Origin of the sequence: Streptomyces sp. NPDC006743, from assembly GCF_040703815.1 — a bacterium.
In the GTDB taxonomy this organism is placed as follows: Bacteria; Actinomycetota; Actinomycetes; order Streptomycetales; family Streptomycetaceae; genus Streptomyces.
The window spans coordinates 31018-57828 of sequence record NZ_JBEYJA010000012.1 but is presented as its reverse complement, the minus strand read 5'-3'; the positions used below and the strand labels follow the sequence as shown (position 1 = coordinate 57828).

At 71.9% G+C, this 26811-nt stretch carries 23 protein-coding genes, 1 tRNA gene and 1 pseudogene; 14 read left to right on the top strand and 11 right to left on the bottom strand.

The genetic code is table 11. From position 1 onward, the window contains the following. Positions 1-153 precede the first annotated feature (153 nt). From ABZ719_RS13245 to ABZ719_RS13220, 6 genes are all read left to right on the top strand, one after another. A complete protein-coding gene (locus ABZ719_RS13245; protein WP_366725298.1) occupies positions 154-2544 on the top strand; it encodes a SulP family inorganic anion transporter in 2391 nt (796 codons plus the stop codon). Between the two features lie 216 nt (positions 2545-2760). After that, positions 2761-4716, top strand: coding sequence for an acetate--CoA ligase (gene acs, locus ABZ719_RS13240; protein ID WP_366725297.1), 1956 nt, complete (start codon positions 2761-2763; stop codon positions 4714-4716). Between the two features lie 261 nt (positions 4717-4977). Beyond that, positions 4978-6417, top strand: coding sequence for a Na+/H+ antiporter NhaA (nhaA, locus tag ABZ719_RS13235; RefSeq protein WP_366725296.1), 1440 nt, complete (start codon positions 4978-4980; stop codon positions 6415-6417). A gap of 68 nt (positions 6418-6485) precedes the next feature. Beyond that, the gene (locus tag ABZ719_RS13230) at positions 6486-6980 is read left to right on the top strand and encodes a phage holin family protein (protein ID WP_366725295.1); all 495 of its coding nucleotides are present in this window, start codon (positions 6486-6488) and stop codon (positions 6978-6980) included. Then, entirely contained in the window at positions 6977-7927 is a 951-nt protein-coding gene (locus ABZ719_RS13225) for an alpha/beta hydrolase (protein ID WP_366725294.1), read from the top strand. Before ABZ719_RS13230 ends, ABZ719_RS13225 begins: the two co-directional genes overlap by 4 nt. 158 nt (positions 7928-8085) lie before the next feature. After that, the gene (locus ABZ719_RS13220) at positions 8086-8265 is read left to right on the top strand and encodes a hypothetical protein (protein ID WP_366725293.1); all 180 of its coding nucleotides are present in this window, start codon (positions 8086-8088) and stop codon (positions 8263-8265) included. A gap of 86 nt (positions 8266-8351) precedes the next feature. Here ABZ719_RS13220 and ABZ719_RS13215 read toward each other — a convergent pair whose 3' ends face one another. From ABZ719_RS13215 to nth, 3 genes are all read right to left on the bottom strand, one after another. Next, the gene (locus tag ABZ719_RS13215) at positions 8352-9551 is read right to left on the bottom strand and encodes a MarP family serine protease (protein ID WP_366725292.1); all 1200 of its coding nucleotides are present in this window, start codon (positions 9549-9551) and stop codon (positions 8352-8354) included. Positions 9552-9688: 137 nt separating this feature from the next. Beyond that, positions 9689-10411 carry a CoA pyrophosphatase gene (locus ABZ719_RS13210; protein WP_366725291.1) on the bottom strand — a complete coding sequence of 241 codons (723 nt, stop codon included), beginning with the start codon at positions 10409-10411 and terminating at the stop codon, positions 9689-9691. 158 nt (positions 10412-10569) lie between these two features. Beyond that, positions 10570-11631, bottom strand: a complete 1062-nt coding sequence (nth, locus tag ABZ719_RS13205; RefSeq protein ID WP_366725375.1) for an endonuclease III — start codon at positions 11629-11631, stop codon at positions 10570-10572. A 328-nt stretch (positions 11632-11959) separates the two neighbouring features. Here nth and ABZ719_RS13200 point away from each other — a divergent pair, with 328 nt between their 5' ends. Further along, the gene (locus ABZ719_RS13200; protein WP_009189818.1) at positions 11960-12634 is read left to right on the top strand and encodes a Crp/Fnr family transcriptional regulator; all 675 of its coding nucleotides are present in this window, start codon (positions 11960-11962) and stop codon (positions 12632-12634) included. Positions 12635-12714: 80 nt separating this feature from the next. Further along, positions 12715-13464: a nucleotidyltransferase domain-containing protein gene (locus ABZ719_RS13195; protein WP_366725290.1), complete on the top strand. Its 750-nt coding sequence runs from the start codon at positions 12715-12717 to the stop codon at positions 13462-13464. A 185-nt stretch (positions 13465-13649) separates the two neighbouring features. On the opposite strand, the gene ABZ719_RS13190 is transcribed toward ABZ719_RS13195, so the two are convergent. From ABZ719_RS13190 to ABZ719_RS13175, 4 genes are all read right to left on the bottom strand, one after another. Next, positions 13650-14480: an MBL fold metallo-hydrolase gene (locus ABZ719_RS13190; RefSeq protein WP_366725289.1), complete on the bottom strand. Its 831-nt coding sequence runs from the start codon at positions 14478-14480 to the stop codon at positions 13650-13652. A gap of 160 nt (positions 14481-14640) precedes the next feature. Continuing rightward, positions 14641-15513: an NUDIX hydrolase gene (locus ABZ719_RS13185; RefSeq protein WP_366725288.1), complete on the bottom strand. Its 873-nt coding sequence runs from the start codon at positions 15511-15513 to the stop codon at positions 14641-14643. Between the two features lie 89 nt (positions 15514-15602). Next, entirely contained in the window at positions 15603-16067 is a 465-nt protein-coding gene (locus ABZ719_RS13180) for a RidA family protein (RefSeq protein WP_366725287.1), read from the bottom strand. Then, positions 16064-16222 (bottom strand): DUF4177 domain-containing protein, encoded by a 159-nt coding sequence (locus tag ABZ719_RS13175; protein ID WP_086024262.1) that lies wholly within the window; start codon positions 16220-16222, stop codon positions 16064-16066. Before ABZ719_RS13175 ends, ABZ719_RS13180 begins: the two co-directional genes overlap by 4 nt. A gap of 266 nt (positions 16223-16488) precedes the next feature. On the opposite strand from ABZ719_RS13175, the gene ABZ719_RS13170 reads away from it, so the two are divergent. Both ABZ719_RS13170 and ABZ719_RS13165 read left to right on the top strand, forming a co-directional pair. Beyond that, positions 16489-17475, top strand: coding sequence for an ArsA-related P-loop ATPase (locus ABZ719_RS13170; protein ID WP_366725286.1), 987 nt, complete (start codon positions 16489-16491; stop codon positions 17473-17475). Beyond that, positions 17472-18917: an ArsA family ATPase gene (locus tag ABZ719_RS13165; protein WP_366725285.1), complete on the top strand. Its 1446-nt coding sequence runs from the start codon at positions 17472-17474 to the stop codon at positions 18915-18917. The genes ABZ719_RS13170 and ABZ719_RS13165 overlap by 4 nt, the downstream gene beginning before the upstream one ends. A 109-nt stretch (positions 18918-19026) precedes the next feature. Here the strand turns inward: ABZ719_RS13165 and wblA are convergent, their stop codons facing one another. Beyond that, positions 19027-19365, bottom strand: coding sequence for a transcriptional regulator WblA (wblA, locus tag ABZ719_RS13160; protein WP_366725284.1), 339 nt, complete (start codon positions 19363-19365; stop codon positions 19027-19029). A gap of 536 nt (positions 19366-19901) precedes the next feature. Between wblA and ABZ719_RS13155 the strand changes: the two genes are divergently transcribed. After that, the gene (locus ABZ719_RS13155) at positions 19902-22184 is read left to right on the top strand and encodes a transglycosylase domain-containing protein (protein ID WP_366725283.1); all 2283 of its coding nucleotides are present in this window, start codon (positions 19902-19904) and stop codon (positions 22182-22184) included. A 160-nt stretch (positions 22185-22344) separates the two neighbouring features. Here the strand turns inward: ABZ719_RS13155 and ABZ719_RS13150 are convergent, their stop codons facing one another. Then, entirely contained in the window at positions 22345-22809 is a 465-nt protein-coding gene (locus ABZ719_RS13150; protein ID WP_366725282.1) for a GatB/YqeY domain-containing protein, read from the bottom strand. 275 nt (positions 22810-23084) lie between these two features. Between ABZ719_RS13150 and ABZ719_RS13145 the strand changes: the two genes are divergently transcribed. The 3 genes from ABZ719_RS13145 to ABZ719_RS13135 all read left to right on the top strand — a co-directional run bounded on the left by ABZ719_RS13145 (position 23085) and on the right by ABZ719_RS13135 (position 25550). Next, positions 23085-24011, top strand: coding sequence for a metallophosphoesterase (locus tag ABZ719_RS13145; protein ID WP_366725281.1), 927 nt, complete (start codon positions 23085-23087; stop codon positions 24009-24011). Between the two features lie 619 nt (positions 24012-24630). Then, positions 24631-25443, top strand: a complete 813-nt coding sequence (locus ABZ719_RS13140; protein WP_366725280.1) for a Pr6Pr family membrane protein — start codon at positions 24631-24633, stop codon at positions 25441-25443. 33 nt (positions 25444-25476) lie between these two features. Continuing rightward, a tRNA-Pro gene (locus tag ABZ719_RS13135) sits at positions 25477-25550 on the top strand. Positions 25551-25685: 135 nt separating this feature from the next. Here the strand turns inward: ABZ719_RS13135 and ABZ719_RS13130 are convergent. Next, entirely contained in the window at positions 25686-26015 is a 330-nt protein-coding gene (locus ABZ719_RS13130) for a hypothetical protein (protein WP_366725381.1), read from the bottom strand. 342 nt (positions 26016-26357) lie between these two features. Further along, positions 26358-26606, bottom strand: a pseudogene (locus ABZ719_RS13125) (helix-turn-helix domain-containing protein); the annotation flags it as partial. Positions 26607-26811 lie beyond the last annotated feature (205 nt).

Sequence of the window (26811 nt, the reverse complement as noted above, 5' to 3'; positions counted from 1 at the left end):
ATTAGTACGACAAGCCGATGAAAAGACCACTTCACCCGTCAAGGTGAATCAGTGACCCATTTGCGCAGAATATCCATGCTTGAACTTTACGTTGCATTACCTTTGCTTTACCCAGCGTTGTATTTCGCGCTTCCCGTCACAAGGAGCAGAGACATGTCAGCCTGCGTGCCCACCCACCCCGACTCCGCGCGCACCGAGCGCTCCCACCCACCCCACAGCCCGCCACCGCCCGGGCGCCGCCCCCTCATCGCGGGTGCCGATCTCTCCGCCGCCGTCGCGGTCTTCCTGATCGCGCTGCCGCTCTCTCTCGGGATCGCCCTCGCCACCGGCGCCCCGCTCCAGGCCGGGCTCGTCGCCGCGGCCGTGGGCGGGCTGGTCGCCGGACGTCTGGGCGGCTCCCCGCTGCAGGTCAGCGGGCCCGCCGCCGGACTCACCGTCGTCACCGCCGACCTCATCCACCGCTACGGCTGGCGGACGACGTGCGCCATCACCGTCCTCGCCGGGCTCGCCCAACTCGCCCTCGGCTGCCTGCGGGTGGCGCGCGGTGCCCTCGCCGTCAGCCCCGCCGTCGTGCACGGCATGCTCGCCGGCATCGGCATCACCATCGCCGTGGCCCAGCTGCACATCGTCCTGGGCGGCAGCCCCCAGAGTTCCGTGCTCGCGAATTTGCTCGCGCTGCCCTCCCAGTTGTCCGCACCGGACCCCGCCGCTCTCGCCGCCGGCGCGCTGACCCTCGCCCTGCTGCTGTGCTGGCCCCGGCTCCCGGGCCGGGCGGGCCGCCTGCTGCGCACGGTGCCCGCCGCGCTGGTCGCCGTCGCCGGGGCCACCGCGACCGTGTGCCTCACGGGCCTGACCCTGCCCCGGGTCGACCTGCCGTCCTGGCGCAGCCACGCCCTGGCCGGGCTGCCCGAGGGCCCGGCCCTCGGGCTCGCCGCCGCGGTCCTCAGCACGACGCTGGTGTGCAGCGTTCAGTCGCTGCTCGGCGCCGTCGCCGTGGACAAGCTGGTGACGGGCCGCCCGGGCCCCGCCGGCCGCCCCGCCCGCTGCGACCTCGACCGCGAACTGCTGGGCCAGGGCGCCGCCAACGTCGTCTCCGGGGCGCTCGGCGGCCTTCCGGTGGCGGGGGTGGCCGTGCGGAGTTCGGCGAATGTCCGGGCGGGCGCCGTGAGCCGGAACTCCACGATGCTGCACGGCGTTCTCGTAGTGATCGCCGCGCTCCTGATGGTCCCGGTCCTGGAGTTCATCCCGCTCGCCTCACTCGCCGCCCTGGTGATGGCCGTCGGCGTCCAGATGGTCTCCGTGCACCACATCCGTACGGTGACCCGCCACCGGGAGGTGCCGGTGTACGCCGTCACCACCCTCGGCGTAGTGGCTCTCGGCGTCCTGCAGGGGGTGGCGCTCGGAGTCGCCGTCGCCGTCGCCCTCGCCCTGCACCGCCTCACCCGCACCCGTATCACCCACGCCGAGCAGAAGGGAGTCCATCACGTACGCGTACGAGGGCAGTTGACGTTCCTCGCGGTGCCCCGGCTCAGCCGGACCCTGCATCTGGTCCCCCACGGAGCGGACGTCACCGTCGAGTGGGACGGCTCCTTCATGGACCACGCCGCCTACGAGTCGCTGCGGGACTGGCGGCGCACGCACACCGCACAGGGCGGCTCCGTCCGGCTCACCGGCCGCCGCAGCGCGGTCCGCGGCGGCCGGCCGGCCGGTCCGGCGCCTGCGCCCGGCCCGAGCGGTGAGCAGGCCGCCCGGCTCCTGATCACCTGCGCCGACTCCCGTCCCTCCTCGTCCGTGCCGGCCGCGGGTGGCCCCGGCGACCTCTTCGTCGTGCGGAACGTGGGCAACCTCGTCCCGCTCCCCGGGCAGGAGCGCGGGGACGACTCGGTGGCCGCCGGGATCGAGTACGCGGTGGACGTGCTCGGGGTCCGTTCCATCACGGTGTGCGGCCACTCGGGATGCGGGGCCATGCAGGCCCTCCTCGGCTCCGGCGCGGCGCCCCGGTCCGGCCCGGACGCCGAATCCGGCCCCGGCCCGGGCCACCGGTCCGCCCAGGACGCCGGCCCCGACCCCGGCTCGGGCTCCGGCACCGGCGCCCGTGCTCGCTCCGGCTTCGGGGACGGCAGCACGCCCCTCGGACGGTGGCTGCGGCACGGGGCCCCCAGCCTGGAGCGGATGGCCGGCGAGGCCGGCACCGGCGGCCCTTCGCTGGACGGCCGCAGACCCGCGGACCCGGTCGAACAGCTGTGCCTCGCCAACATCGTCCAGCAACTGGAGCACCTGCGCGCCCACGACGCGGTGGCCCGGGCCCTGCGCGACGGCACGCTGGAACTGCACGGCCTGTACGTCCACGCGGCCGGGACGCAGACGTATCTGCTCACCGTCACCGCCGGGGACGGGACCGGCGGCGAGGTGTTCCGCCCCGTAGGGGCAGCGACGTCGCAGCCGGCCACAGCGACAGAAGAGATCAACGAAGCAAGACAGACAGAGGACACAAGAGGAGCAGAAGGGGCAGCGTCGGCGAAGGGCCTGTCCAGCCCGGGGTGACCGAGCGGCCGACGACACGCATGACCCCCGGCATGGCCCCCTCCGCTTCCGGGGGCCATGCTGAACACGGGCGGCAACCCGCCGTCCGACGCCGGAGCTGCGCAAGCACTCCGCAACAGGTCTAAACCAATTACCCGTCGGCCCTTGTCATCCGGCCCCCGGGTCTGATGAGCTGTGGCCTGGGACACAACGGACACCCTGGGAAAGGGAGATGTCGTGAGCAACGAAAGCCTGGCCAACCTTCTTAAGGAGGAGCGACGCTTCGCGCCGCCCGCTGACCTGGCCGCGAACGCCAACGTCACGGCAGAGGCGTACGAACAGGCCAAGGCTGACAGGCTCGGCTTCTGGGCCGAGCAGGCCCGCCGGCTGACCTGGGCCAAGGAGCCGACCGAGACCCTGGACTGGTCGAACCCGCCGTTCGCCAAGTGGTTCAAGGACGGCACGCTCAACGTGGCGTACAACTGCGTGGACCGGCACGTCGAGGCCGGACACGGCGACCGCGTCGCGATCCACTTCGAGGGCGAGCCCGGCGACAGCCGCGCCATCACCTACGCCGAACTCAAGGACGAGGTGTCCAGGGCGGCGAACGCGCTGCTCGAACTGGGGGTCCGCAAGGGCGACCGGGTCGCGATCTACATGCCGATGATCCCGGAGACCGCCGTCGCGATGCTGGCCTGCGCCCGCATCGGTGCGGCGCACTCCGTCGTCTTCGGCGGTTTCTCCTCGGACGCGCTCGCCACCCGGATCCAGGACGCCGACGCCAAGGTCGTGATCACGGCCGACGGCGGCTACCGCCGCGGCAAGCCGTCCGCGCTCAAGCCGGCCGTCGACGAGGCGGTCGGGCGCGTGGCCAACGTCCGCAACGTGCTCGTGGTCCGCCGCACCGGCCAGGAGGTCGCCTGGGACGACAGCCGCGACCTGTGGTGGCACGAGACGGTCGGCCGGCAGTCCGCCGAGCACACCCCGGAGGCGTTCGAGGCCGAGCACCCGCTGTTCATCCTCTACACCTCGGGCACCACCGGGAAGCCGAAGGGCATCCTGCACACGTCCGGCGGTTACCTCACGCAGGTCGCGTACACGCACTGGGCCGTCTTCGACCTGAAGCCGGAGACGGACGTGTACTGGTGCACCGCCGACGTCGGCTGGGTCACCGGCCACTCCTACATCGTCTACGGACCGCTGGCCAACGGCGGTACGCAGGTCATGTACGAGGGCACGCCCGACACGCCGCACCAGGGCCGGTTCTGGGAGATCGTGCAGAAGTACGGGGTCACCATCCTGTACACGGCGCCGACCGCGATCCGTACGTTCATGAAGTGGGGCGACGACATCCCCGCGAAGTTCGACCTGTCCTCCCTGCGGGTGCTCGGCTCGGTCGGCGAGCCGATCAACCCCGAGGCCTGGATCTGGTACCGCAAGAACATCGGCGGCGACCGCACCCCGGTCGTCGACACCTGGTGGCAGACGGAGACCGGCGGCATCATGATCTCCCCGCTGCCGGGCGTGACCGACGCCAAGCCCGGCTCCGCGCAGCGCCCGCTGCCCGGCATCAGCGCGACGGTCGTCGACGACGAGGCGAACGAGGTGCCCCACGGCGGCGGTGGCTACCTGGTGCTCACCGAGCCGTGGCCGTCGATGCTGCGCACGATCTGGGGCGACGACCAGCGCTTCATCGACACCTACTGGTCCCGCTTCGAGGGCCGATACTTCGCCGGTGACGGTGCCAAGAAGGACGACGACGGCGACATCTGGCTGCTCGGCCGCGTGGACGACGTGATGCTGGTGTCAGGCCACAACATCTCGACCACCGAGGTCGAGTCCGCGCTCGTCTCCCACCCCTCGGTCGCCGAGGCGGCGGTCGTCGGCGCGGCGGACGAGACGACCGGGCAGGCGATCGTGGCCTTCGTCATCCTGCGCGGGACGGCCGCCGAGAGCGACGACCTGGTCAGCGAGCTGCGCAACCACGTGGGCAGCACGCTCGGCCCGATCGCGAAGCCGAAGCGGATCCTGCCGGTGGCCGAGCTGCCGAAGACCCGCTCCGGCAAGATCATGCGCCGCCTGCTGCGCGACGTGGCGGAGAACCGCCAGCTCGGAGACGTCACGACGCTGACGGACTCCACGGTCATGGACCTCATCCAGACCAAGCTCCCGGCGGCGCCCAGCGAGGACTGACGCGAGGACCGGCTCCGGGCCGGTTCCAGGACTGGGAAGAGCGCGAGAGGGCACCCGGCGCAAGCGACGCCGGGCACCCTCTCGCGCGTTCCACGTCAGCCGCGGAAGCGCCCGAGGAAGTCCCCGGGCGTACACCTCGTCCCCCTTCCCGCCGCACGTTAGGTAAACTAAGCAAAGCGACAGTTACGCAGCAAGATCATCAGGTGCGCCGGGAAGTCTGGTCGGCATGTGCTCAGCTCTGCCCACCGACCGGAGGTTCCCGTGGCCACCCCCCGCTCCCGCGCCGCTCGCAAGGCCCTCGGGCGCCTGTCCCTGCCGGAGCGGAACTTCGTCGCGGACGCCCTGCGCACCGAGACCGTGGGCGGCGTCCTGCTGCTGCTCGCCGCGATCGCCGCGATCGTCTGGGCGAACATCCCCGCCCTGCGCGCCGGCTACGAGAGCCTCAGCCACTTCCGCTTCGGCCCCTCCGCCCTCGGCCTCGACCTCTCCGTCGAGCACTGGGCCGCCGACGGGCTCCTCGCGGTCTTCTTCTTCGTCGCGGGCATCGAACTCAAGCGAGAACTGGTCGCGGGCGACCTGAGAGACCCCAGAGCCGCCGCCCTGCCGGTCGTCGCCGCGCTGTGCGGCATGGCGGCCCCCGCGGCGGTGTACGCCCTCACCAACCTCACCGGCGCCGGTTCACTCGGCGGCTGGGCGGTGCCGACCGCCACGGACATCGCCTTCGCGCTGGCCGTGCTCGCGGTCATCGGCACCAACCTGCCCAGCGCGCTGCGCGCCTTCCTGCTCACCCTCGCCGTCGTCGACGACCTGTTCGCCATCCTGATCATCGCGGTCTTCTTCACCGACCACCTGAACTTCGCCGCGCTGGCCGGAGCCGTCGTGGGCCTGGCCGTGTTCTGGCTGCTGCTGCGCAAGGGCGTGCGCGGCTGGTACGTGTACGTGCCGCTCGCGCTCGTCATCTGGGGGCTGATGTACAACAGCGGCGTGCACGCCACCATCGCGGGCGTCGCGATGGGCCTGATGCTGCGCTGCACGACCCGCGAGGGCGAGGAGCGCTCGCCCGGCGAGCACATCGAGCACCTGGTGCGGCCGCTCTCGGCCGGGCTGGCCGTCCCGCTGTTCGCGCTGTTCAGCGCGGGCGTGTCCGTCTCCGGCGGGGCACTGGCCGACGTGTTCACCCGACCCGAGACGCTCGGTGTCGTGCTCGGTCTGGTCGTCGGCAAGACGCTCGGCATCTTCGGCGGGACGTGGCTCACCTCCCGGTTCACCAAGGCCTCGCTCAGCGACGACCTGGCCTGGGCCGACGTCTTCGCCCTCGCCACCCTCGCCGGGATCGGCTTCACCGTCTCCCTGCTCATCGGCGAACTGGCGTTCACCGGCGACGCGGCGCTGACCGACGAGGTCAAGGCCGCCGTCCTCACCGGCTCGGTCGTCGCGGCGACCCTCGCGACCGTGCTGCTCAAGGTCCGCAACGCCCGGTACCGCAGGATGTGCGAGGCCGAGGAGCGCGACGACGACCTCGACGGCATCCCGGACGTCTACGAGGAGGACGACCCGGCCTACCACCTGCGCATGGCGGCCATCCTCGAACGCAAGGCCGTCGAACACCGCCGGAGCGCCGCCCGCAAAGAGGCCGAACGGGCAGGGCGGCTTGCGGAAGTGGAGGGCGGGGCAGGCGAGCAGAACGACAGTCCGGCATGATCTGACGGGACGGTACAAAACCCCGGACCGTTCCGATACGCAGAGTCAGGCAGAAGAGGGAGACCGCGATGAGCGCACCCGACGGCAGCCCGGTCGGCGCCGAACGCAGCATCGGCCAGCTGTTCGCCTCGGCGACGGCGGAGATGTCGGCGCTGGTGCATGACGAGATCGCGTTGGCGAAGGCGCAGCTGAAGCAGGACGTCAAGCGCGGCGCGGTGAGCGGCGGCGCGTTCTCGGTGGCCGGCGCGGTCCTGCTCTTCTCGCTGCCGATGCTCAACTTCGCGCTCGCGTACGGCATCCGGACCTGGAGCCACTGGAACCTCGCGATCTGCTTCGTGCTCTCCTTCGCCGCCAACGTCCTGGTCGCCGGGTTCCTCGGCCTGATCGGCGTCGTCTTCGCCAAGAAGGCCAAGAAGAGCAAGGGCCCGCAGAAGGTGGCCGCCTCCATGAAGCAGACCGCCGGTGTGCTCCAGAACGCCAAGCCCCACCCGCGCCCGGAGACCCCCGCTCTGGAGGACCGGACCCCGCCGGCCATCGAGGCTGTGGCACGCTCGTCCTCATGACGGACCCCGCCACCCCTTCGGCGCAATCGACCTCGGTCGTACGGATCGGCATCCCCGGCGACCGCGAGGTGACGCACCGGGACGTCGCCGCCAACGGCGCGCGTTTCCACATCGCCGAAGCGGGTGACGGACCGCTGGTGCTCCTGCTGCACGGCTTCCCGCAGTTCTGGTGGGCCTGGCGGCACCAGCTCACCGCGCTCGCCGACGCGGGCTTCAGAGCCGTCGCGATGGACCTGCGCGGCGTGGGCGGCAGCGACCGCACACCGCGCGGCTACGACCCCGCCAACCTCGCCCTGGACATCACCGGGGTGATCCGCTCCCTCGGCGAGCCCGACGCGGCGCTGGTCGGCCACGACCTGGGCGGCTACCTGGCCTGGACGGCGGCGGCGATGCGCCCCAAGCTCGTCCGGCGCCTCGCCGTCGCCTCGATGCCCCATCCGCGGCGCTGGCGTTCGGCGATGCTGTCCGACGCCCGGCAGACCGCGGCGAGTTCCTACATCTGGGGCTTCCAGCGGCCGTGGATCCCCGAGCGGCAGCTCACGGCCGACGATGGCGCGCTGGTGGCCCGCCTCGTACGGGACTGGTCGGGGCCGCGGCTGCCGGACGACGACGTGGTGGACACCTACCGCAGGGCCATGTGCATCCCGTCGACGGCCCACTGCTCCGTCGAGCCGTACCGCTGGCTGGTGCGTTCCCTGGCCCGCCCGGACGGCATCCAGTTCTACCGCCGGATGAAGCGCCCGGTGCTCGTCCCCACGCTGCACCTGCACGGCTCCCTCGACCCGGTGCAGCGCACCCGCAGCGCGGCCGGTTCCGGCGAGTACGTGGAGGCGCCGTACCGCTGGCGGCTGTTCGACGGCCTCGGGCACTTCCCGCACGAGGAGGACCCGGTGGCCTTCTCGACCGAGCTGATCAACTGGCTGAAGGATCCCGAGCCCGACCGGTGACCGGTCCCGTTCGCTGCGTGACCGGTCCGTGACGGTTCCGGTGCGCCCGGTATCCGAACGTGAACACCTGTCCAACGAACGGCCAATTGCCCGGCGCATAGGCCAATTGAGGCCCGCGTGGGCGGTTATCGACCTTCGGACGGGGCAAACGTCGGGGTATGGGCTGGACGCACGACTACAGTGACGTAGCACGCACCCGCCGTTCGGCGAGCGTTCCGGGCTCCCTCCACGGGGACGCCCCGCAACTGACGGACACCGACCCCCGGGTCGGCATTCCGCGCATCCTGCGCCGCCGGGCCCGCTGGGTCTCGGTGCGCCTGCGGCATCCCCGCGGCTGACCCCTCACCGGGTCCGTCTTCGAGTCCGTCTTCGGGCACCTCCGCGGGACCTGCCACCGGGCTCCGCCCGGCCACCGGGGCCGGCCTCACATCGCGCAGCGGTCGCTGTCCACCTGCTGGTTCGCCGTGCGCCCCTGGGCGATGTCCTGCTGGATCTCGTGCGCCGTGAGCGCGTAACCCGTGTCGGCGTCGTCGAGGGACTTCGCGAACACCACCCCGTAGACCTTGCCGTCGGTGGTGAGCAGCGGGCCGCCGGAGTTGCCCTGGCGGACCGTCGCGTAGAGCGAGTAGACGTCCCGGCGGACGGTGCCGCGGTGGTAGATGTCCGGGCCGTTGGCGGTGATGCGCCCGCGCACCCGCGCGGCGCGGACGTCGTACGACCCGTTCTCCGGGAAGCCTGCGACGATCGCGCTGTCCTGGTTGTGCGCGACCGTGTCGGAGAAGTGCAGCGCGGGCGCCTTCAGGTCCGGTACGTCGAGGACGGCGATGTCGCGGTGCCAGTCGTAGAGCACCACCTTCGCGTCGTACTTGCGGCCCTCGCCGCCTATCTGCACGGTGGGTTCGTCGACGCCGCCGACGACGTGCGCGTTGGTCATGACGCGGCGGTCGGCGAAGACGAAGCCGCTGCCCTCCAGTATCTTGCCGCAGCTGGTCGCGGTGCCGACGACCTTGACGACGGAGCGCTTGGCGCTGTGGGCGACCGCGCTGTGCCGCAGGGCCGGGTCCGGGGGCCGTACGTCGGTGATGGGCTCATCGGCGAACGGGCTGAAGACCTGCGGGAAGCCGTTCTGCGCGAGGACGGAGGTGAAGTCCGTGAACCAGGTGTCCGCCTGCTGGGGCATCACCTGGGAGACCCCGAGCAGCACCCGGGAGTTGCGGACCTCCTTGCCGAGCGTCGGTATCGTCGTGCCGCCCAGGGCCGAGCCGATCAGCCAGGCGACGAGCAGCATCGCGAGGACGTTGACCAGGGCGCCGCCGGTCGCGTCCAGCGCGCGGGCCGGGGACCACGTGATGTGCACCCGCAGTCTGTTGCCGAGGTGGGTGGTCAGGGCCTGGCCGACCGAGGCGCAGAGGATGACGACGATGACCGCGACGACGGCCGTGGTGGTGCTGATGGGCGAGTTGTCCGTCAGGGCGTCCCAGACGACCGGGAGCGTGTACACGGCGACCACGCCGCCGCCCAGGAAACCGATCACCGACAGGATGCCGACGACGAATCCCTGGCGGTACCCGACGACCGCGAACCACACGGCGGCGACCAGCAGCAGGATGTCCAGCACGTTCACCGCGTCGAGCCTCGCCTCATCGTCTTCCGGTCACCACGGTCACAGGTCACAGGTCGGCCGGGGTCCGGCCGGCCGCGCGGCGGCCCCAGGACACGGCGTCCTGGAGGTCCCGGCCCGAACGGCACCCGCCCACCCTGTCATGACCGCCAGTCGAGCGGGACCTGCTTGTCGCGGTCCCACGGCGTCTCCCAGCCCGCGTAGTGGAGCAGACGGTCGATGATTCCGGCCGTGAAACCCCACACGAGGGCCGATTCGACCAGGAATGCCGGTCCCCGGTGGCCGCTGGGGTGCACGGTCGTGGCCCGGTTGGCGGGATGGGTGAGATCCGCCACGGGGACCGTGAAGACGCGGGCGGTCTCCGCCGGGTCGACGACGCCCACCGGGCTGGGTTCGCGCCACCAGCCGAGCACGGGCGTCACGACGAAGCCGCTCACGGGGATGTAGAGGCGGGGCAGCACGCCGAACAACTGGACGCCGTCCGGGTCGAGTCCGGTCTCCTCCTCGGCCTCGCGCAGCGCGGCCCGCAGCGGGCCCTCGCCGTGCGGGTCGCCGTCCTCGGGGTCGAGCGCGCCGCCGGGGAAGGACGGCTGCCCGGCGTGCGAGCGCAGCGAACTCGCCCGTTCCATGAGCAGCAGTTCGGGTCCGCGCTCGCCCTCCCCGAAGAGGACGAGGACGGCGGACTGGCGTCCCGCGCCGTCCTCGGGGGGCAGGAACCGGCTCAGCTGGACGGGCTGGACCGTCTCGACGACCCGCACGACCGGTTCCAGCCAGGGGGGCAGTCCCTCCGTGCTCAGTGCCACCGGACCGCCCTGCGGCCGGGCCGCCCGGATTCCGTGCGCCGTCTCGCTCGCCCTCGTCATCGCCGCCCCCGTCCCTCGGCCCGCACCCGTGGCCGTACGCGCACCTGTGCGCGCGTCCGTACCTGCCTCCGTGCCCGTGTCGCCGTCCGTGCGCGTGCCCTTCCTCGCCGTCGTCCTGCCGTGTCCAACGCCCGAGGGCACCGGGATCGTTCCGCCGGTCATCGCCCCGCCAGGGGCGGTGCGGGCTTGCCGCCCGCGTCCAGGTACGCCTGCGGCGGCTTGAGTCGCTGGCCCGGGAAGCCGCCCTTCTCGTACTTCAGCAGCTTCCCCGCCTTCTCCGGATCGGTCTCCCCCTCCCCGTACGCGGGGCAGAGCGGGGCGATAGGGCAGGCGCCGCAGGCGGGCTTGCGGGCGTGGCAGATACGGCGGCCGTGGAAGATGACGTGGTGCGAGAGCATGGTCCACTCGCCGCGGGGGAAGAGCGCGCCGACGGCCGCCTCGATCTTGTCCGGGTCGGTCTCCTCGGTCCACCGCCAGCGCCGCACCAGCCGCTGGAAATGGGTGTCGACGGTGATGCCCGGCCGGCCGAAGGCGTTGCCGAGCACGACGAAGGCGGTCTTGCGGCCGACGCCGGGCAGCTTCACCAGGTCCTCCAGCCGGCCCGGGACCTCGCCGCCGAACTCCTCCACCAGCGCCTTGGACAGGCCCATGACGGACTTGGTCTTGGCCCGGAAGAACCCGGTGGGGCGCAGGATCTCCTCGACCTCCTCCGGGACGGCGGCCGCCAGGTCCTCGGGGGTGGGGTACTTGGCGAACAGGCCGGGGGTCGTCTGGTTGACCCGGAGGTCGGTGGTCTGGGCGGACAGGACCGTGGCGACCAGGAGCTGGAAGGGGTTCTCGAAGTCCAGTTCGGGGTGCGCGTACGGGTACACCTCGGCCAGTTCGCGGTTGATGCGGCGGGCCCGGCGCACCAGGGCGGTGCGTGACTCGCCCTTCGGCGGCTCGGGGGCGACGGTCTTCACGGAGGACGCCTTGCGCACGGCCGCGGTCGCCTTCTCCGGGGCGGCGGTCACCTTCTTGGGGGGCGCGGCCTTGCGCACGGCGGCGGGCTTCCCGGCGGGGGTGGCCTTCGTGCCGCCGGCGGTCTTCGCGACGGCCTTCTTCGCGCCGGCGGCACCGGAGCCGGACTTCCCGGCGGTCTTCTTCGCGCCGGCCGCGTCGGCGGCGGACCGCTTCGCGCCGACGGCTCCGGCCGCCCTCCTCGCCGGTTTCGACGGCACCTTCTCCGCCGCTTCCGCCGCACTCCCACCGCCGCCGGGCACTTGTTCGCCCACAGCGGAATCCTTACGTACAACCACCCGCCCAGCCCCCTAGGCCTGTGCTCTCACCGGCGATTCGGACACCCGGCCAGCCTACGGCCCGGCACCGACATCCGCCCCGGACCCCGAAGACCGGCGCCCGATTGGACCCCTGCCGCGTCCCCCGGGACACCTGTACGGCATCCTTGTGACAGATCACACTGTTTGGACCGTCCGGCAAAATGGGGAACACGGTCCCCTGGCGACGGGGGAGCAAGATCCCCTGAGCAGGTCGACAAGGAGAGAACTCGTGGACGACGTTCTGCGGCGCAATCCGCTCTTCGCGGCGCTCGACGACGAGCAGGCCGCGGAGCTTCGCGCCTCCATGACGGAGGTGACCCTCGCCCGTGGCGACTCGTTGTTCCACGAGGGCGACCCGGGCGACCGCCTCTACGTGGTCACCGAGGGCAAGGTCAAGCTGCACCGCACGTCCCCCGACGGCCGCGAGAACATGCTGGCCGTCGTGGGCCCCGGTGAGCTGATCGGTGAGCTGTCGCTCTTCGACCCGGGCCCGCGCACCGCCACCGCGACGGCGCTGACCGAGGTCAAGCTGCTCGCCCTGGGCCACGGCGACCTCCAGCCCTGGCTGAACGTGCGGCCGGAGGTGGCCGGCGCCCTGCTGCGCGCCGTCGCCCGCCGCCTGCGCAAGACCAACGACCAGATGTCCGACCTGGTCTTCTCCGACGTGCCGGGCCGTGTCGCCCGCGCCCTGCTGGACCTCTCCCGCCGCTTCGGGGTGCAGTCCGAGGAGGGCATCCACGTGGTGCACGACCTGACGCAGGAGGAGCTGGCCCAGCTGGTCGGCGCGTCCCGCGAGACGGTCAACAAGGCCCTGGCCGACTTCGCCCAGCGCGGCTGGCTCCGCCTGGAGGCGCGCGCGGTCATCCTGCTCGACGTGGAGCGGCTGGCCAAGAGGTCGCGCTGACCGCACCGGGGCCGCGAGCCGCCGCGGGCAAGGGCCTCACCCCGCAGGGGCACATCGCGCGCGAAGGATCCCTCGCGCGCGTGCCCGCCGTGTTCCGCCCCGTCGTCGAGGCGGCCCGCCACCGGCTGCCCCGCCTCTACGGGCCGCGGTTGCACAGCGCGTACCTCTACGGGTCGATCCCCCGCGGCACCGCGCGCGCGGGCCGCAGCGACCTGGACCTGCTGGTCGCGCTGCACGACGAGCCGAGCGACACCGACCGGCAGGCGGCGCGGGCCCTCGGTGCGGCCCTCGATCAGGAGTTCTTGCAGATCGACGGCGTCGGCATGCTCCTCCACGGCCGGGAGCGGCTGCTGAGCGACCTGGAGCGCCACGACCTGGGCTGGTTCGTCGCCTGCCTGTGCACGCCGCTGCTCGGGGACGATCTCGCCGCCCGCCTGCCCCGCTACCGGCCCGACGACCCGCTGCTCGCCCGCGAGACCAACGGGGACCTGGCCCTGCTCCTGCCCGTGTGGCGGGAACGGATCGCCGCGGCCGGTGACACCGAGGAGGCCCGCAGGCCCCTGGTCCGGTTCATGTCCCGCCACCTCGTCCGGACCGGCTTCACGCTGGTGATGGGCCGCTGGCAGGGCTGGACCAGCGACCTGCACGAGATGGCCGCCGCCTTCGGGACGTACTACCCGGCGCGGGCCGCGCAGATGACCGCGGCGGCCGTGCGCGGGTACGAGCCCGTCGGTGACCTCGCCCCGCTGCGCACCTACGTCGACGACCTCGGCCCCTGGCTCGCCGGGGAGTACGCGCGCGTGCACGGCGTCAAGGCACCCCGCCCCTGAGCCGGCCACCGAGCCAGGGCCCGGCCCGCTGCGCAGGAGCCGGCGCCGGATGAGCCGCGCCGGCCGGGACAGTGGCGGGGAGAGCCGCGTCCATGAGGTCCTGGCCAGGGCGTGTTTCGAAGGTGGCGCCGTCCGCCCGAAGGGCGGGCCCCGCCGCGGGGCAGGCGGGACTTTCGAAACGCGCCCTAGATGAGCCCGTGCTCCTCGAGGTAGTCGAGCTGGGCCCGTACCGACAGCTCGGCCGCCGGCCACAGGGAGCGGTCCACGTCGGCGTACACGTGCGCGACGACGTCGGCCGGGCGGCGGTGGCCGTCCTCGACGGCCGTCTCGACCTGGGCCAGCCGGTGGGCGCGGTGCGCCAGGTAGTACTCGACCGCGCCCTGGGCGTCCTCCAGGACCGGGCCGTGGCCCGGCAGGACCGTGTGCACCCCGTCGTCGACCGTGAGGGACCGCAGACGCCGCAGCGAGTCCAGGTAGTCGCCGAGCCGGCCGTCGGGGTGGGCCACGACCGTCGTACCGCGGCCCAGGACGGTGTCACCGGTGAGCACCGCCCGGTCGGCCGGGAGGTGGAAGCACAGGGAGTCCGCGGTGTGGCCGGGCGTCGGTACGACCCTCAGTTCCAGGCCGCCGACCCGGATCACGTCCCCTGCCCCGAGACCCTCGTCGCCCAGCCGCAGGGCCGGATCCAGCGCGCGCACGCGCGTGCCGGTCAGCTCGGCGAAGCGGGCGGCGCCCTCCGCGTGGTCGGGGTGCCCGTGGGTCAGCAGGGTCAGGGCGATGCGCTTGCCCGCCTCCTCGGCGGTGCCGACGACGGTGCGCAGGTGGCCCTCGTCGAGCGGGCCCGGGTCGATCACCACCGCCAGTTCCGAGTCGGGCTCGGACAGGATCCAGGTGTTGGTGCCGTCCAGGGTCATGGCGGAGGCGTTGGGCGCGAGGACGTTGACCGCCCGCGCGGTGGCGGGGCCGGACAGGACCCCGCCGCGGGGCTGGCCGGGGAGCGCTGCTGCGTCCGTCATGCGAGGGGACCTTCCTGGGCATCGGCCGTACGGAGCCGGAGGCGGGGCCCGGGGCCCGGCCGCAGGCACGGGCAGGACGCGAGCCGGGGCCGCGGGCAGGGCGGTCGCCGGAGCGGGAGGCGGGACGCGGGCCGGTACGGGGGCCGGGGCCTGGCCGCGGTCATGCGGACGCCGTCCCGCCGGCCGGGATGCGCAGGGTGAACTCGTCGTGGCCGGGCCAGGACAGGACGACCTCGCCGTCCACCGGGCGGGCCCGCGCGAGCACGGGGGTCAGGTCCCGTTCCCCCGCCGCCCTCAGCACCTGCGCGGGGCTGCCGAAGGGAAGGAGCTGGCGCAGGGTGGCGACGGTCGGCGGCATCATCAGCAGCCGGCCCTCGTCGTACCCGCAGAGCGCGTCCGCGGGACGGATCCACACCGTGCGGTCGGCCTCCGTGGAGGCGTTCCGGGTCCGCTGCCCCCCGGGGAGGGCGGCCACGAAGAACCAGGTGTCGTAGCGGCGGGGTTCGAACTCGGGCGTGATCCACCGCGTCCAGGCGCCCAGCAGGTCCGAGCGCAGGGTCAGGCCGCGGCGGTCGAGGAACTCCGCGAAGGAGAGTTCCCGCGCGACCAGGGCGGCGCGGTCGGTCTCCCAGTCCGCGCCCGTGGTGTCGCCGACGACCGAGTCGGGGCCCGGCCCGGCGAGCAGGACGCCCGCCTCCTCGTACGTCTCGCGGACGGCCGCGCAGACGATCGCCTGGGCCGCCGCGTCGTCCACGCCGAGCCGGTCGGCCCACCACGCGCGCGTGGGACCCGCCCAGCGCACCTGCTGGTCGTCGTCGCGCGGGTCGACACCACCGCCCGGGTACGCGTACGCGCCTCCGGCGAAGGCCATGGAGGCGCGTCTGCGCAGCATGTGCACGGCGGGGCCGGTACCGGTGTCCCGCAGGAGCATGACGGTGGCCGCACGTCTGGGCGCGACCGGGGTGAGGGTGCCGTCCGCGAGCGCGCGGACGCGGTCCGGCCAGTCCGGGGGGAACCACTGCCCATTCGCCATGGCCGGAGGCTATCCCGTGGCGCGCGAATGTTCGAGAGGTGCCGGAGAGATGCCCGAGGCCAGGAGGCCGCCGGCCGGCCGGTACCGGCTCAGGGAGCCAGTTCGACCTGGATCTCGACCTCGACGGGCGCGTCCAGCGGCAGCACCGCCACACCGACCGCGCTGCGCGCGTGCACGCCCTTGTCGCCCAGGACCTCGCCCAGCAGCTCGCTGGCGCCGTTGACGACGCCGGGCTGGCCGGTGAAGTCCGTCGCCGAGGCGACGAAGCCCACGACCTTCACCACGCGCGCGATGCGGTCCAGGTCGCCCGCGACGGACTTGACGGCCGCGAGCGCGTTCAGCGCGCAGGTGCGGGCCAGGTCCTTGGCCTCCTCCGGGGTGACCTCCGAGCCGACCTTGCCGGTGACCGGGAGCTTGCCGTCCACCATCGGCAGCTGGCCGGCGGTGTAGACGTACGGGCCGGACTGCACGGCCGGCTGGTAGGCGGCCAGCGGCGGCACGACCTCCGGCAGCGTCAGGCCCAGTTCGGCCAGCTTCGCCTCGACCGCGCTCATGCCTGCTTCTCCCGCTTCAGGTAGGCCACCAGCTGCTCCGGATTGGGCCCGGGCACCACCTGGACCAGCTCCCAGCCGTCCTCGCCCCAGTTGTCCAGAATCTGCTTCGTGGCGTGGACGAGCAGCGGCACGGTTGCGTATTCCCACTTGGTCATGGGCCGACTGTAGCCGCTGCCGTCACCGGTGCCGCGACCGCGCCGCCCGGGCCGCCCGCCCTCCCGCCGTGCGCCCTTTGCCGCCCGCCGCGGAGGCGGCCGCCCACGACCACGCCACGGGCTCCAGGGGCGGGCACCACGGCCCCGGCGACTCCCAGGTGCCGGCCACCGCGACGCCCGGGTGACGGGCTCGGAGACGCCACAGCGGATGCGGTTGTCCACAGCCTCCCGCGTGACCCGAGCGCGGACTGGTTAGGCTCGAAGGCGTGAGCAGGCTCCAGGTCGTCAGCGGCAAGGGCGGGACCGGAAAGACCACGGTCGCCGCAGCCCTCGCGCTGGCCCTGGCCACGAAGGGGAAGCGCACGCTCCTCGTCGAGGTCGAGGGCCGCCAGGGCATCGCACAGCTCTTCGAAACGGAGGCGCTGCCCTATGAGGAACGCAAGATCGCCGTCGCCCCCGGGGGCGGGGAGGTGTACGCACTCGCCATAGACCCCGAACTGGCACTGCTGGACTACCTCCAGATGTTCTACAAGCTGGGCAGCGCGGGGCGGGCCCTGAAGAAACTCGGCGCCATCGACTTCGCGACCACCATCGCGCCCGGCGTCCGGGACGTCCTGCTGACCGGCAAGGCGTGCGAGGCGGTGCGGCGCAAGGACCGGAGCGGGCGGTTCGCCTACGACTACGTCGTGATGGACGCGCCCCCGACCGGCCGCATCACCCGCTTCCTCAACGTCAACGACGAGGTGGCCGGGCTGGCCAGGATCGGCCCGATACACAATCAGGCGCAAGCGGTGATGAGGGTGCTGAAGTCGGCCGAGACGGCCGTGCACCTGGTGGCGCTGCTGGAGGAGATGCCGGTCCAGGAGACCGTGGACGGCATCGCGGAACTGCGCGCCGCCCGGCTCCCGGTGGGCCGTATCGTCGTGAACATGGTGCGGCCGCGGGTGCTCGACGCGGCCGACCTGGAACTCGTACGGACCGTGCCGCGCGCCGCCCTCGCCCGCTCGCTGTCCGCCGCGGGCCTCGGCGGTGCCCGGCGCGGCGGCAACGCCGAGCGGCTGGTGGACCCGCTGCTCGGCCAGGCCGACGAGTACGCCGAGCGGTACGCACTGGAGCAGGAGCAGCGGTCGGTCCTGACGGAGCTGGACCTGCCGCTGCACGAACTGCCGCTGCTCGCCGAGGGCATGGACCTGGCGGGCCTGTACGAACTGGCGACCGAGCTGCGGAAGCAGGGAATGCAGGGGATGTCATGAGCCCGGACCCGGCCCGCGCGCGGGAGACCGAACGTTCCTCCGGCCACCCTCACCAGGACGGCGCGCGCCGCCTCGCCCACACGCGCGTGCTGGACGTCGACCCGCTGATCGACGACCCGCAGACCCGGATCGTGGTGTGCTGCGGTTCGGGCGGGGTCGGCAAGACGACGACGGCGGCGGCCCTGGGACTGCGGGCCGCCGAGCGGGGCCGCAAGGTGGTCGTCCTGACGATCGACCCGGCCCGCCGGCTCGCCCAGTCCATGGGCATCGACTCCCTCGACAACGTCCCGCGCCGGGTGAAGGGCACCGAGGGCGACGGCGAGCTGCACGCCATGATGCTCGACATGAAGCGCACCTTCGACGAGGTCGTCGAGGCGCACGCCGACCCCGACCGGGCCGCCGCGATCCTGGCCAACCCCTTCTACCAGTCGCTCTCGGCGGGTTTCGCGGGCACGCAGGAGTACATGGCGATGGAGAAGCTGGGCCAGCTGCGGGCGCGCGACGAGTGGGACCTGATCGTCGTCGACACGCCGCCCTCCCGCTCGGCGCTGGACTTCCTGGACGCGCCCAAGCGGCTCGGTTCCTTCCTCGACGGCCGGCTGATCCGGCTGCTGACCGCCCCGGCGAAGCTGGGCGGACGCGCGGGCATGAAGTTCCTGAACGTCGGCATGTCGATGATGACCGGCACGCTCGGCAAGCTGCTCGGCGGTCAGCTGCTCAAGGACATGCAGACGTTCGTGGCGGCGATGGACACCACCTTCGGCGGGTTCAGGACGCGCGCGGACGCCACGTACAAGCTGCTCCAGGCGCCGGGGACGGCGTTCCTGGTGGTCGCCGCCCCGGAGCGGGACGCGCTGCGCGAGGCGGCGTACTTCGTGGAGCGGCTGGCCGCGGAGAAGATGCCGCTGGCGGGGCTGGTGCTCAACCGCGTGCACGGCAGCGGCGCCGGCCAGTTGTCGGCCGAGCGGGCGCTCGCGGCGGCGGAAAATCTTGAAGAGCCCCGCATTGTGGATCAGGACGACGGGAAAGCTGGACTTCGTAACTCTCCCGAAACGCACGGAAGTCCAGACTCCCCCGGTCCTGCCTCTTCCGGCTCTGCCTCTTCAGGTCCCGCTTCTTCAGGCTCCGCCTCTTCCGGTCCTGCGCCCGGTGCTTCCGCCGAGACCGCCGAACACGCCGAGCAGGCGGATTCATCCGCGTCCGCCGAGCCGGCCGATCCCGTGGCCCAGGTCACGGCAGGTCTGCTGCGCCTGCACGCCGAGCGCATGCAGTTGCTCGCGCGCGAGCAGCGCACGCGGGACCGCTTCGCCGCCCGGCACCCCGAGGTGGCGGTCGCGGAGGTGGCCGCGCTGCCCGGTGACGTGCACGACCTCACGGGGCTGCGGGACATCGGAGAACGGCTCGCGGACAACCGCCGCGAACTGCCCGAGCCGGGCGCCTGAGAACACCGGGGACGGTGGCTGAGGGAGCGAGGGGACCCGGGACCCGAGGCCGTGGAGGCCGGCGGCAGGGAGAGCGGCGCGACAGGGCGCGTGCGTACCCGGGACGCCCTCAGCTCACCGCCGCGTAGCTCTCGTACACCGCGTCGTCGTCGAGGGAGACGATCCCCATGCCGCGCTCGTACTCCGAGCGAGCGGTCTCCAGCAGCCGCCGCCAGGAGGTGACGGTCGGCCGCCTGCGCAGCAGCGCACGGCGTTCCCGCTCCGTCATGCCTCCCCAGACGCCGAACTCGACGCGGTTGTCGAGCGCGTCGGCGAGGCACTCGGTGCGCACCGGGCACCCCGTGCACACCGCCTTGGCCCTGTTCTGCGCTGCTCCCTGAACGAACAGTTCATCCGGATCGGTAGTGCGGCAGGCCGCCTGCGCACTCCAGTCGGTTACCCAGCCCATACCGGCGCCGTCCTCTCCCGAATCGAGGCTCCCCCACGGCGGCAGCGGCATATTCACCGCCGCCAGTTGAGGACGTTACGGAAGGTGGGCACAGGGCAACACCCCCAGCGGGCCCAATCTTGAATGGTCCGAACGGACTATGGGTTAACGGCAGATCACCCGGGGGAGTGAGGTGGCGACATCCGTGACATTCCCTGGCACAACAGGGCATTTTCCTTGCGGCACACCGGACGTCACGCCACACACAAGGCGATTCCGGGCACGCTTTCCCCGGCCCTTTCCTCGCCCGCCGGCACGGCCGCACCCGCCGGCACCACCCGGTACGCCCCGGCACCCCCGCCCCCCACTGCCCGGCAGGCACCGACAAGCCTCGGAAACCGGCCTGATGGCGAAACCCGTGGAGAAAACCGCACGGGTCCGGAACGTTTCGGGATCGCCGGACGTATGGATACATGGACGTACCGCTGTGACAGCCGAGAGCAGCTTAGGCCAAGGCATATACGCGTGTCCGGCGAATGAGAACGTAGGCTGCCCCCATGCCAAAGAAGCGCTCGGGCGGTGGCCAGTCGCCAACGCAGCAGGCCGCCAAGTTCCTCGGTGTCAGTGTGCTCGCCGGAGCGGTGCTGGCCGGTATCGCGTTGCCCGCGGCCGGCGCACTGGGCCTCGCGGCCAAGGGGTCGGTCCAGGGGTTCGACGACATCCCGGCCAACCTCAAGCGTCCGCCGCTCAGTCAGCGCACCACGATCCTCGACGCCGAGGGCAACCAGCTCGCCCAGGTCTACTCCCGTGACCGCACGGTGGTGGAGCTGAAGGACATCTCGCCGTACATGCAGAAGGCGATCGTCGCGATCGAGGACTCGCGCTTCTACCAGCACGGCGCGATCGACCTGAAGGGCGTCCTGCGCGCGCTCAACAAGAACGCGACGAGCGGCGGGGTCGCCCAGGGCGCCTCCACGCTCACCCAGCAGTACGTGAAGAACGTCTTCGTGGAGGAGGCCGGCGACGACCCGACGAAGGTCGCGCAGGCCACCCAGCAGACCCTCGGTCGCAAGATCAAGGAACTGAAGTACGCGATCCAGGTCGAGCAGGACCTCGGCAAGCAGCGCATCCTCGAGAACTACCTGAACATCACCTTCTTCGGTGAGCAGGCCTACGGCATCGAGGCCGCCTCCCAGCGCTACTTCTCCAAGCACGCCAAGGACCTCACCCTCCCCGAGGCGGCGCTGCTGGCCGGCGTCGTCCAGTCGCCGAGCCGCTACGACCCGGTCAACGACGAGGCCGAGGCCACCAAGCGGCGCAACACCGTGCTGCAGCGCATGGCCGAGGTCGGGGACATCTCGCGGGCCGAGGCCGACAAGGCCAAGAAGGCGCCGCTGGAGCTGAAGGTCACCCGTCCGCGCAACGGCTGCATCACGGCGGTCAAGGACTCGGCCTTCTTCTGCAAGTACGTCGAGAAGGTGTTCCTGAACGAGCCGGTCTTCGGCAAGACCCGCGCCGAGCGGGCCAAGATCTGGAACCAGGGCGGCCTGACCATCCGCACCACCCTGGACCCGCAGGCCCAGGCGTCGGTGCAGGCCTCGCTCAAGCAGCACATCTACCAGTCGGACCCCGTCGCGTCGGCGGCGGTGCTGGTCCAGCCGGGCACCGGCAAGATCATCGCGATGGGCCAGTCCAAGCCGTACGGCTACGGTAAGAACGAGACCGAGATCAACTACTCGGTCGGCAGCGACGCGGGCGGCTCGAACTACGGCTTCCCGACCGGTTCGACGTTCAAGCCGTTCGTGGCGGCGGCGGCGATCGAGGGCGGCAAGCCGCCCACGCAGGAGTACTCGTCGCCGTACAAGATGCCGTACCCGAGCCCGGTCCAGGCGTGCGACGGCAAGCGCTGGGTGAACACGTACCACGACAACGTGGAGAACGAGAGCACCTCCGAGCACGGCCCGTACGCCATGAAGGAGGCCATGGCGAAGTCGGTCAACACCTACTTCGTGCAGATGATCTCCGAGATCGGCCTCTGCCCGGTGACCACGATGACCGACAAGCTGCACGTGGTGCAGGGTGACGGCAAGAAGCTGCCGCAGGCCCCCTCCATCGCGCTCGGCGCGGTCGGCATCTCGCCGCTGACGATGGCCGGCGCCTACGCCACGTTCGCCTCGCGCGGCACCTACTGCACCCCGGTCGCCATCGAGTCGATCACCCAGAAGATCGGCGGCCAGGAGAAGCCTCTGGCCGTCCCGAAGACGACCTGCACGCGTGCGATGAGCGAGAAGACCGCGGACACCGTGAACACGCTGCTGCAAGGCGTGATCGACTCCGGTACCGGCCAGCAGGCCGGCCTCTCCGACCGCGACAACGCCGGTAAGACGGGTACGACGGACGAGCGCAAGAACGCCTGGTTCGTCGGCTACACGCCGAACCTGGCGGGTGCGGTGTGGGTCGGCAGCGCCACCCAGAAGGTCAAGATGACCGACATCCGCATCGGCGGTGTGATGCACGGCCTGGTCTACGGTGCCGACGTGCCCGGTCCGATCTGGCGGGACGCGATGACGGGCGCCCTGCAGGGCAAGCCCGCGCCGTCCTTCAACCTCGTCGACATCCCGGACGCCGACAAGGGCAAGAACCAGGACCAGGACAAGGGAAAGCAGCAGAACCAGGGAAAAGGCCGGGACAAGGGAAAAGGCCGACGGGGAGGCGGAGGTGACGGCGACAACGGCGGCGGCCTCCCCGGCGGCACCGGGCTCCCCGGCTTCCCCGGCGGCTTCATCCAGGGTCAGGGCGGCGGCACACACGGGAACGGCAACGGCGGACGGCACGGCTGACGGCGCCACCGGCGCACGCCGGCGTACGTAGGGCGGACGGACGAAGGAAGAGAAAGCGGGGCGCCCGGCAGCAGCCGGGCGCCCCGCTTCGCGTTCAGCGGCGTGTCCAGGGGGTTCCGGGCCGGCGAATCCCTGCCCCTGCCCCCTGCCCCTCCCGGTCTCAGCCGGCCAGCAGCTTCTTGACCACGGCGGCGACCCGGCCGCCCTCGGCCTGCCCCGCGACCTTCGGGTTCACGATCTTCATGACCGCGCCCATGGCCCGCGGCCCCTCCGCACCGGACGCCCTGGCCTCCTCGACGGCCTGGGCGACGATCGCGTTCAGCTCGTCGTCGGAGAGCTGCTTGGGCAGGTACGCCGCGAGCACCTCACCCTCCGCCCGCTCCCGCTCGGCCGACTCCGTACGACCGCCCTGCGCGAAGGCCTCGGCCGCCTCACGACGCTTCTTGGCCTCCTTGGCGATCACCTTGAGGACCTCGTCGTCGGACAGCTCACGCTTCTCCGTGCCCGCGACCTCCTCCTTGGTGATCGCGGCGAGCGTCAGCCGGAGCGTCGAGGAGCGCAGCTCGTCGCGCTCCTTGATCGAGGCGTTGAGGTCTTCGTGCAGCTTCGACTTGAGCGTGGTCATGAAGTTGATTGTCGCAGGTACGCCGGGCCCGACGCGCGCCGATTTCACGCACCGGCGCGCGCCGATCCCACGCGGCGACGGGGCGCCGATCCCGCGCGGCGGGTGGGCGGGGGTGCCCCGCGGGGAGTGGGCGGGGGTCCCCCGCGGCGGGTGGGCGGGGGTCGGAGTACGACGGCTCCGACCACGTACACACCCACACCGGTCACCGGCGTACGCCGCAATCCGTCCCCGCGGCTGATTTCCGCGGCACGGCAGGGTTTTGAGACGATGGACACATGCGCGCGCGATACGGAGTACCCCTGGGCATCACGGCGGTCGCGACCGCCGGTCTCCTCTACTCGGCGGGATTCGAAGCCCGCTCCTTCCGTCTGCGGCGGGTGACGGTCCCGGTCCTGCCCTCCGGTATGCGCCCCCTGCGCGTCCTCCAGGTCTCCGACATCCACATGGTCGGCGGCCAGCGCAAGAAACAGCGCTGGCTGCGCTCGCTCGCCGGCCTGCGCCCGGACTTCGTGATCAACACGGGGGACAACCTCTCCGACCCGGAGGGTGTGCCGGAGGTCCTGGACGCGCTCGGCCCGCTGATGGAGTTCCCGGGCGCCTACGTCTTCGGCTCCAACGACTACTACGGCCCCAAGCTGCGCAATCCGGCGCGCTACCTGCTGGAGAAGGCGAGCGGACGCCACGGCCTCAACGGCAACGCGCCCGCGGTCGGCGCCGTCCACAACCCGTGGGAAGACCTGCGCGACGGCTTCGACGCGGCGGGCTGGCTCAACCTGACGAACACCCGCGGCACCCTGAAGGTCGAGGGCGTCTCGGTGGAACTGACCGGCCTGGACGACCCGCACATCAAGCGGGACCGCTACGCACGCGTGGCCGGCGGCCCGTCCGGCGACGCGGACTTCTCCATGGGCGTGGTGCACGCGCCCTACCTGCGCGTCCTGGACGCCTTCACGGCCGACGCCTACCCCCTGATCCTGGCCGGCCACACCCACGGCGGCCAGCTCTGCATCCCGTTCTACGGCGCCCTGGTCACCAACTGCGACCTGGACACCGACCGGGTCAAGGGCCTGTCCACCCACACGTCCGAGGGCCACACGTCCTACCTGCACGTCTCGGCCGGCTGCGGCACCAACCGCTACACCCCGGTCCGCTTCGCCTGTCCGCCGGAGGCGACGCTGCTGACACTGGTGGGCCGGGACTGACGAGGCCGCCCGGGCCGAGGGCCGGGTGCCGGGGGGCCGAGGGCCGGGGCGGAGGAGCCTGGGCAGGCGGGTGGCGGGGGCAGCCTGGGCAGCCGGGAGGCAGGGCCCTGTGGGCGGAGGGCAGCGGGGGCGGGGCGCCTGGGCCGTGGTGAGCGGGACGCCTGGGGCGGAGGCGCCTGGAAAGGCGCCCTGGAGGGAATGCCCGGGGAGGGTCGCCGGAGGGCCGCCCTGCATGGCACCCGGGGCGCGGCGCGCGGAGGTGCCGGATACGCGCCTGCGGCTGCCCCGAGGGGCACCCAGAACGAGGGGGCGCGCCGAATCTCAGGGGCTCTCCGCAAGTAACCCACCAAGGAGTTCCCCGGCAAGGGACCCGCTCCGGGGACCCACCCAAGGAACCCGCCCCGGCAACCGGAGCCACCCGGAACGCACTCCACCCGACGGACACCAGACAATCCGCCCGTAACCCACATAGACCACCCACATCGCCCATTACGCCCGCACTTCCTACGGTGAGGGCATGACCGCGCCGATACCTCCGATACCGTCGCCACCCCCGGCACCCCCGCCGGACTCGGCCCCCGCCACACCGGCAGCAGCGCCGGCCACACCTGCCACTCCCGTGGCCCAGGCCATACCCGCGGCGCCCGCGACGCCCTCGATCCCCCGAGACATCCCGGATCTCCCCGCGATCCCGGGCATCACGGCACTGGCGCCCTACGTCGTCCCCGCGACCGCTGTCGTGACGCCCGTGCGCCACCCATGGGCAGCGGTCTACCGCCTCCTGGTCGCTGCGGTGGCTGCGGCAGCGGTGACCGCCGAGATGATCGTCGGCCCACCGCTGCACGTCCTGAGCCACTTCGCGATCCAGAGCACCCTCGTGCTCGTCCTGGCCCTCGCCCTCTCGGCCCGCAGGGCCTGGACCGCCCGCCGCCCCGCACCGGCAGCCCTGACCGGCGCGGCCGTGCTCTACGTCAGCATGGCGGCACTGGTCTACCACCTGCTGCTGACCGAGGCGTCCCCGCCGTTCGCGATCACGGACTCCCCCGGCACCCACCCGCTCTGGCAGTCGGTGGCCGGCCGGCTCCTCCACACAGTGATCCCCGTCGCCGTCCTCCTGGACTGGCTCGTACTGACCACCCCGGCCCGCCTCCACCTGCGACAAGCCGCGCCCTGGCTGCTCTACCCCCTGGCCTACCTGGCCTTCTCCCTGGCCCGCGGCGAACTGCTCCCGGCGCGCTCCGCGCACCGGTACCTGTACGCCTTCCTGGACGTCGGACGGCACGGCTACAAACACGTCCTGGCAAACGCCCTCCTCCTGGGCCTCTCCTTCTACGCCCTCGCCCTCCTCCTGGTGGCCCTCGACCACGCCCGCCCGAACCCGGTCCGCCGCCGCACGAAAACCGGATTTCGTCTCAGGCCCCCGGTGGGCTAAAGTAAACGTCGTCGCCGCGACAAGCAGTGACATCGGGGTGTAGCGCAGCTTGGCAGCGCGCTTCGTTCGGGACGAAGAGGTCGTGGGTTCAAATCCCGCCACCCCGACGCCGTAGTACCAGGTCAGGGGCCTGATCCGCTTAGCGGGTCGGGCCCCTGAGTGGTTCCGGGGGTCGTTTTGGGAGCCGTTTGGGAGCCGACTTCCGGAACTGGCTCCCCAGCGTCCGTGGCTACCCTACTCGATCACTGCTTGCTGGCGGCCTTCCGCAATGCCATCAGACCCGTCGAGCAAGGTGGGCCATCCACCCGCTCAAAGTGATCCAGCTCATCCTCGTCCAGATAGTCCCATCGGCGCCGGTGGAACGCCCTGGCCGCACGCGCCTCCAGCCATTCGTCGTAGTCCTCGTCCTGGCGGAGTTGCCCAGTCTTTCGTTTGATCCTCTCGTCGCGATCACGACGTTCCAGGAACCCAATTACGGAGGGGTCCCCGTCCGGGCACACACACCCAGCAGGCCAGGTCGGCACTGGGTACATGCCCGTCACAATGCGATTAAGCGCGATACGCCAGCCCAAGGAAGCAGCTTCGGTGACAGCGAAGGCGTTCAGGAGGGCAGCCAGCTGCTCCGAGGTGGGCAGGACGCGGCCAGCCAAGATCAACTGGCACGTCGATCGCGGGACGCGGTGGCCACTAGCAGCGGTCTCCCGTTCGATCTCACGCAGTGACGGCTGGCCTGCACGCGCGCGGAGCCTCGCTAGGCCCTGGCCGAGTGCCTCTGACGTACGGATCTGTCGGAGCCGGCGCCCACGGCCTGCCCGGAGGGGACGCGCCTGCTCAATGGCCGCAGCTTTCCACAGTTGACGCGCTCGTCCCACACGGCGCTGACGCGCCTCCTGGTCGGCGCGGCTACCAGCTGCGCGAGCGTAGGCTTCCACAACCTGAAGCCGGGGAAGTCGAGCACCGGTTACTGCTTGGCTGAGCGTCGAAGCACCGCAGTAATACGGCTTTGGCCCCGTACGCCCCGCCATCTCGCGGTAAGTGAGGCGGCTGGTGGCCTTGAGCTCACGCAGGTACTTCACCAGCTCAAGCAGTCGGGGCCCCGCACCCACGTCGGGGCCCTTGGCGCGCCGGCCCACGATTACCTGCCCTGTTGCGCCCAGGCACATGCAGAACGACGACCGACCAGCAAGTCGGCCAGGGCTGCGGCTAGTACTGCGACGGTGCCCGGAACCACTCGGTCAGGACCAGCATGAGCAGCCAGCGCCCACACGAGTACGACGATCACGACCAGCACCGGCGGCGCAGTCCACCGTTCTTGGCGGTGACCCGTGAAACAGAAGATGACTGTGGCGAAGTCACTGTCGCTCGAAG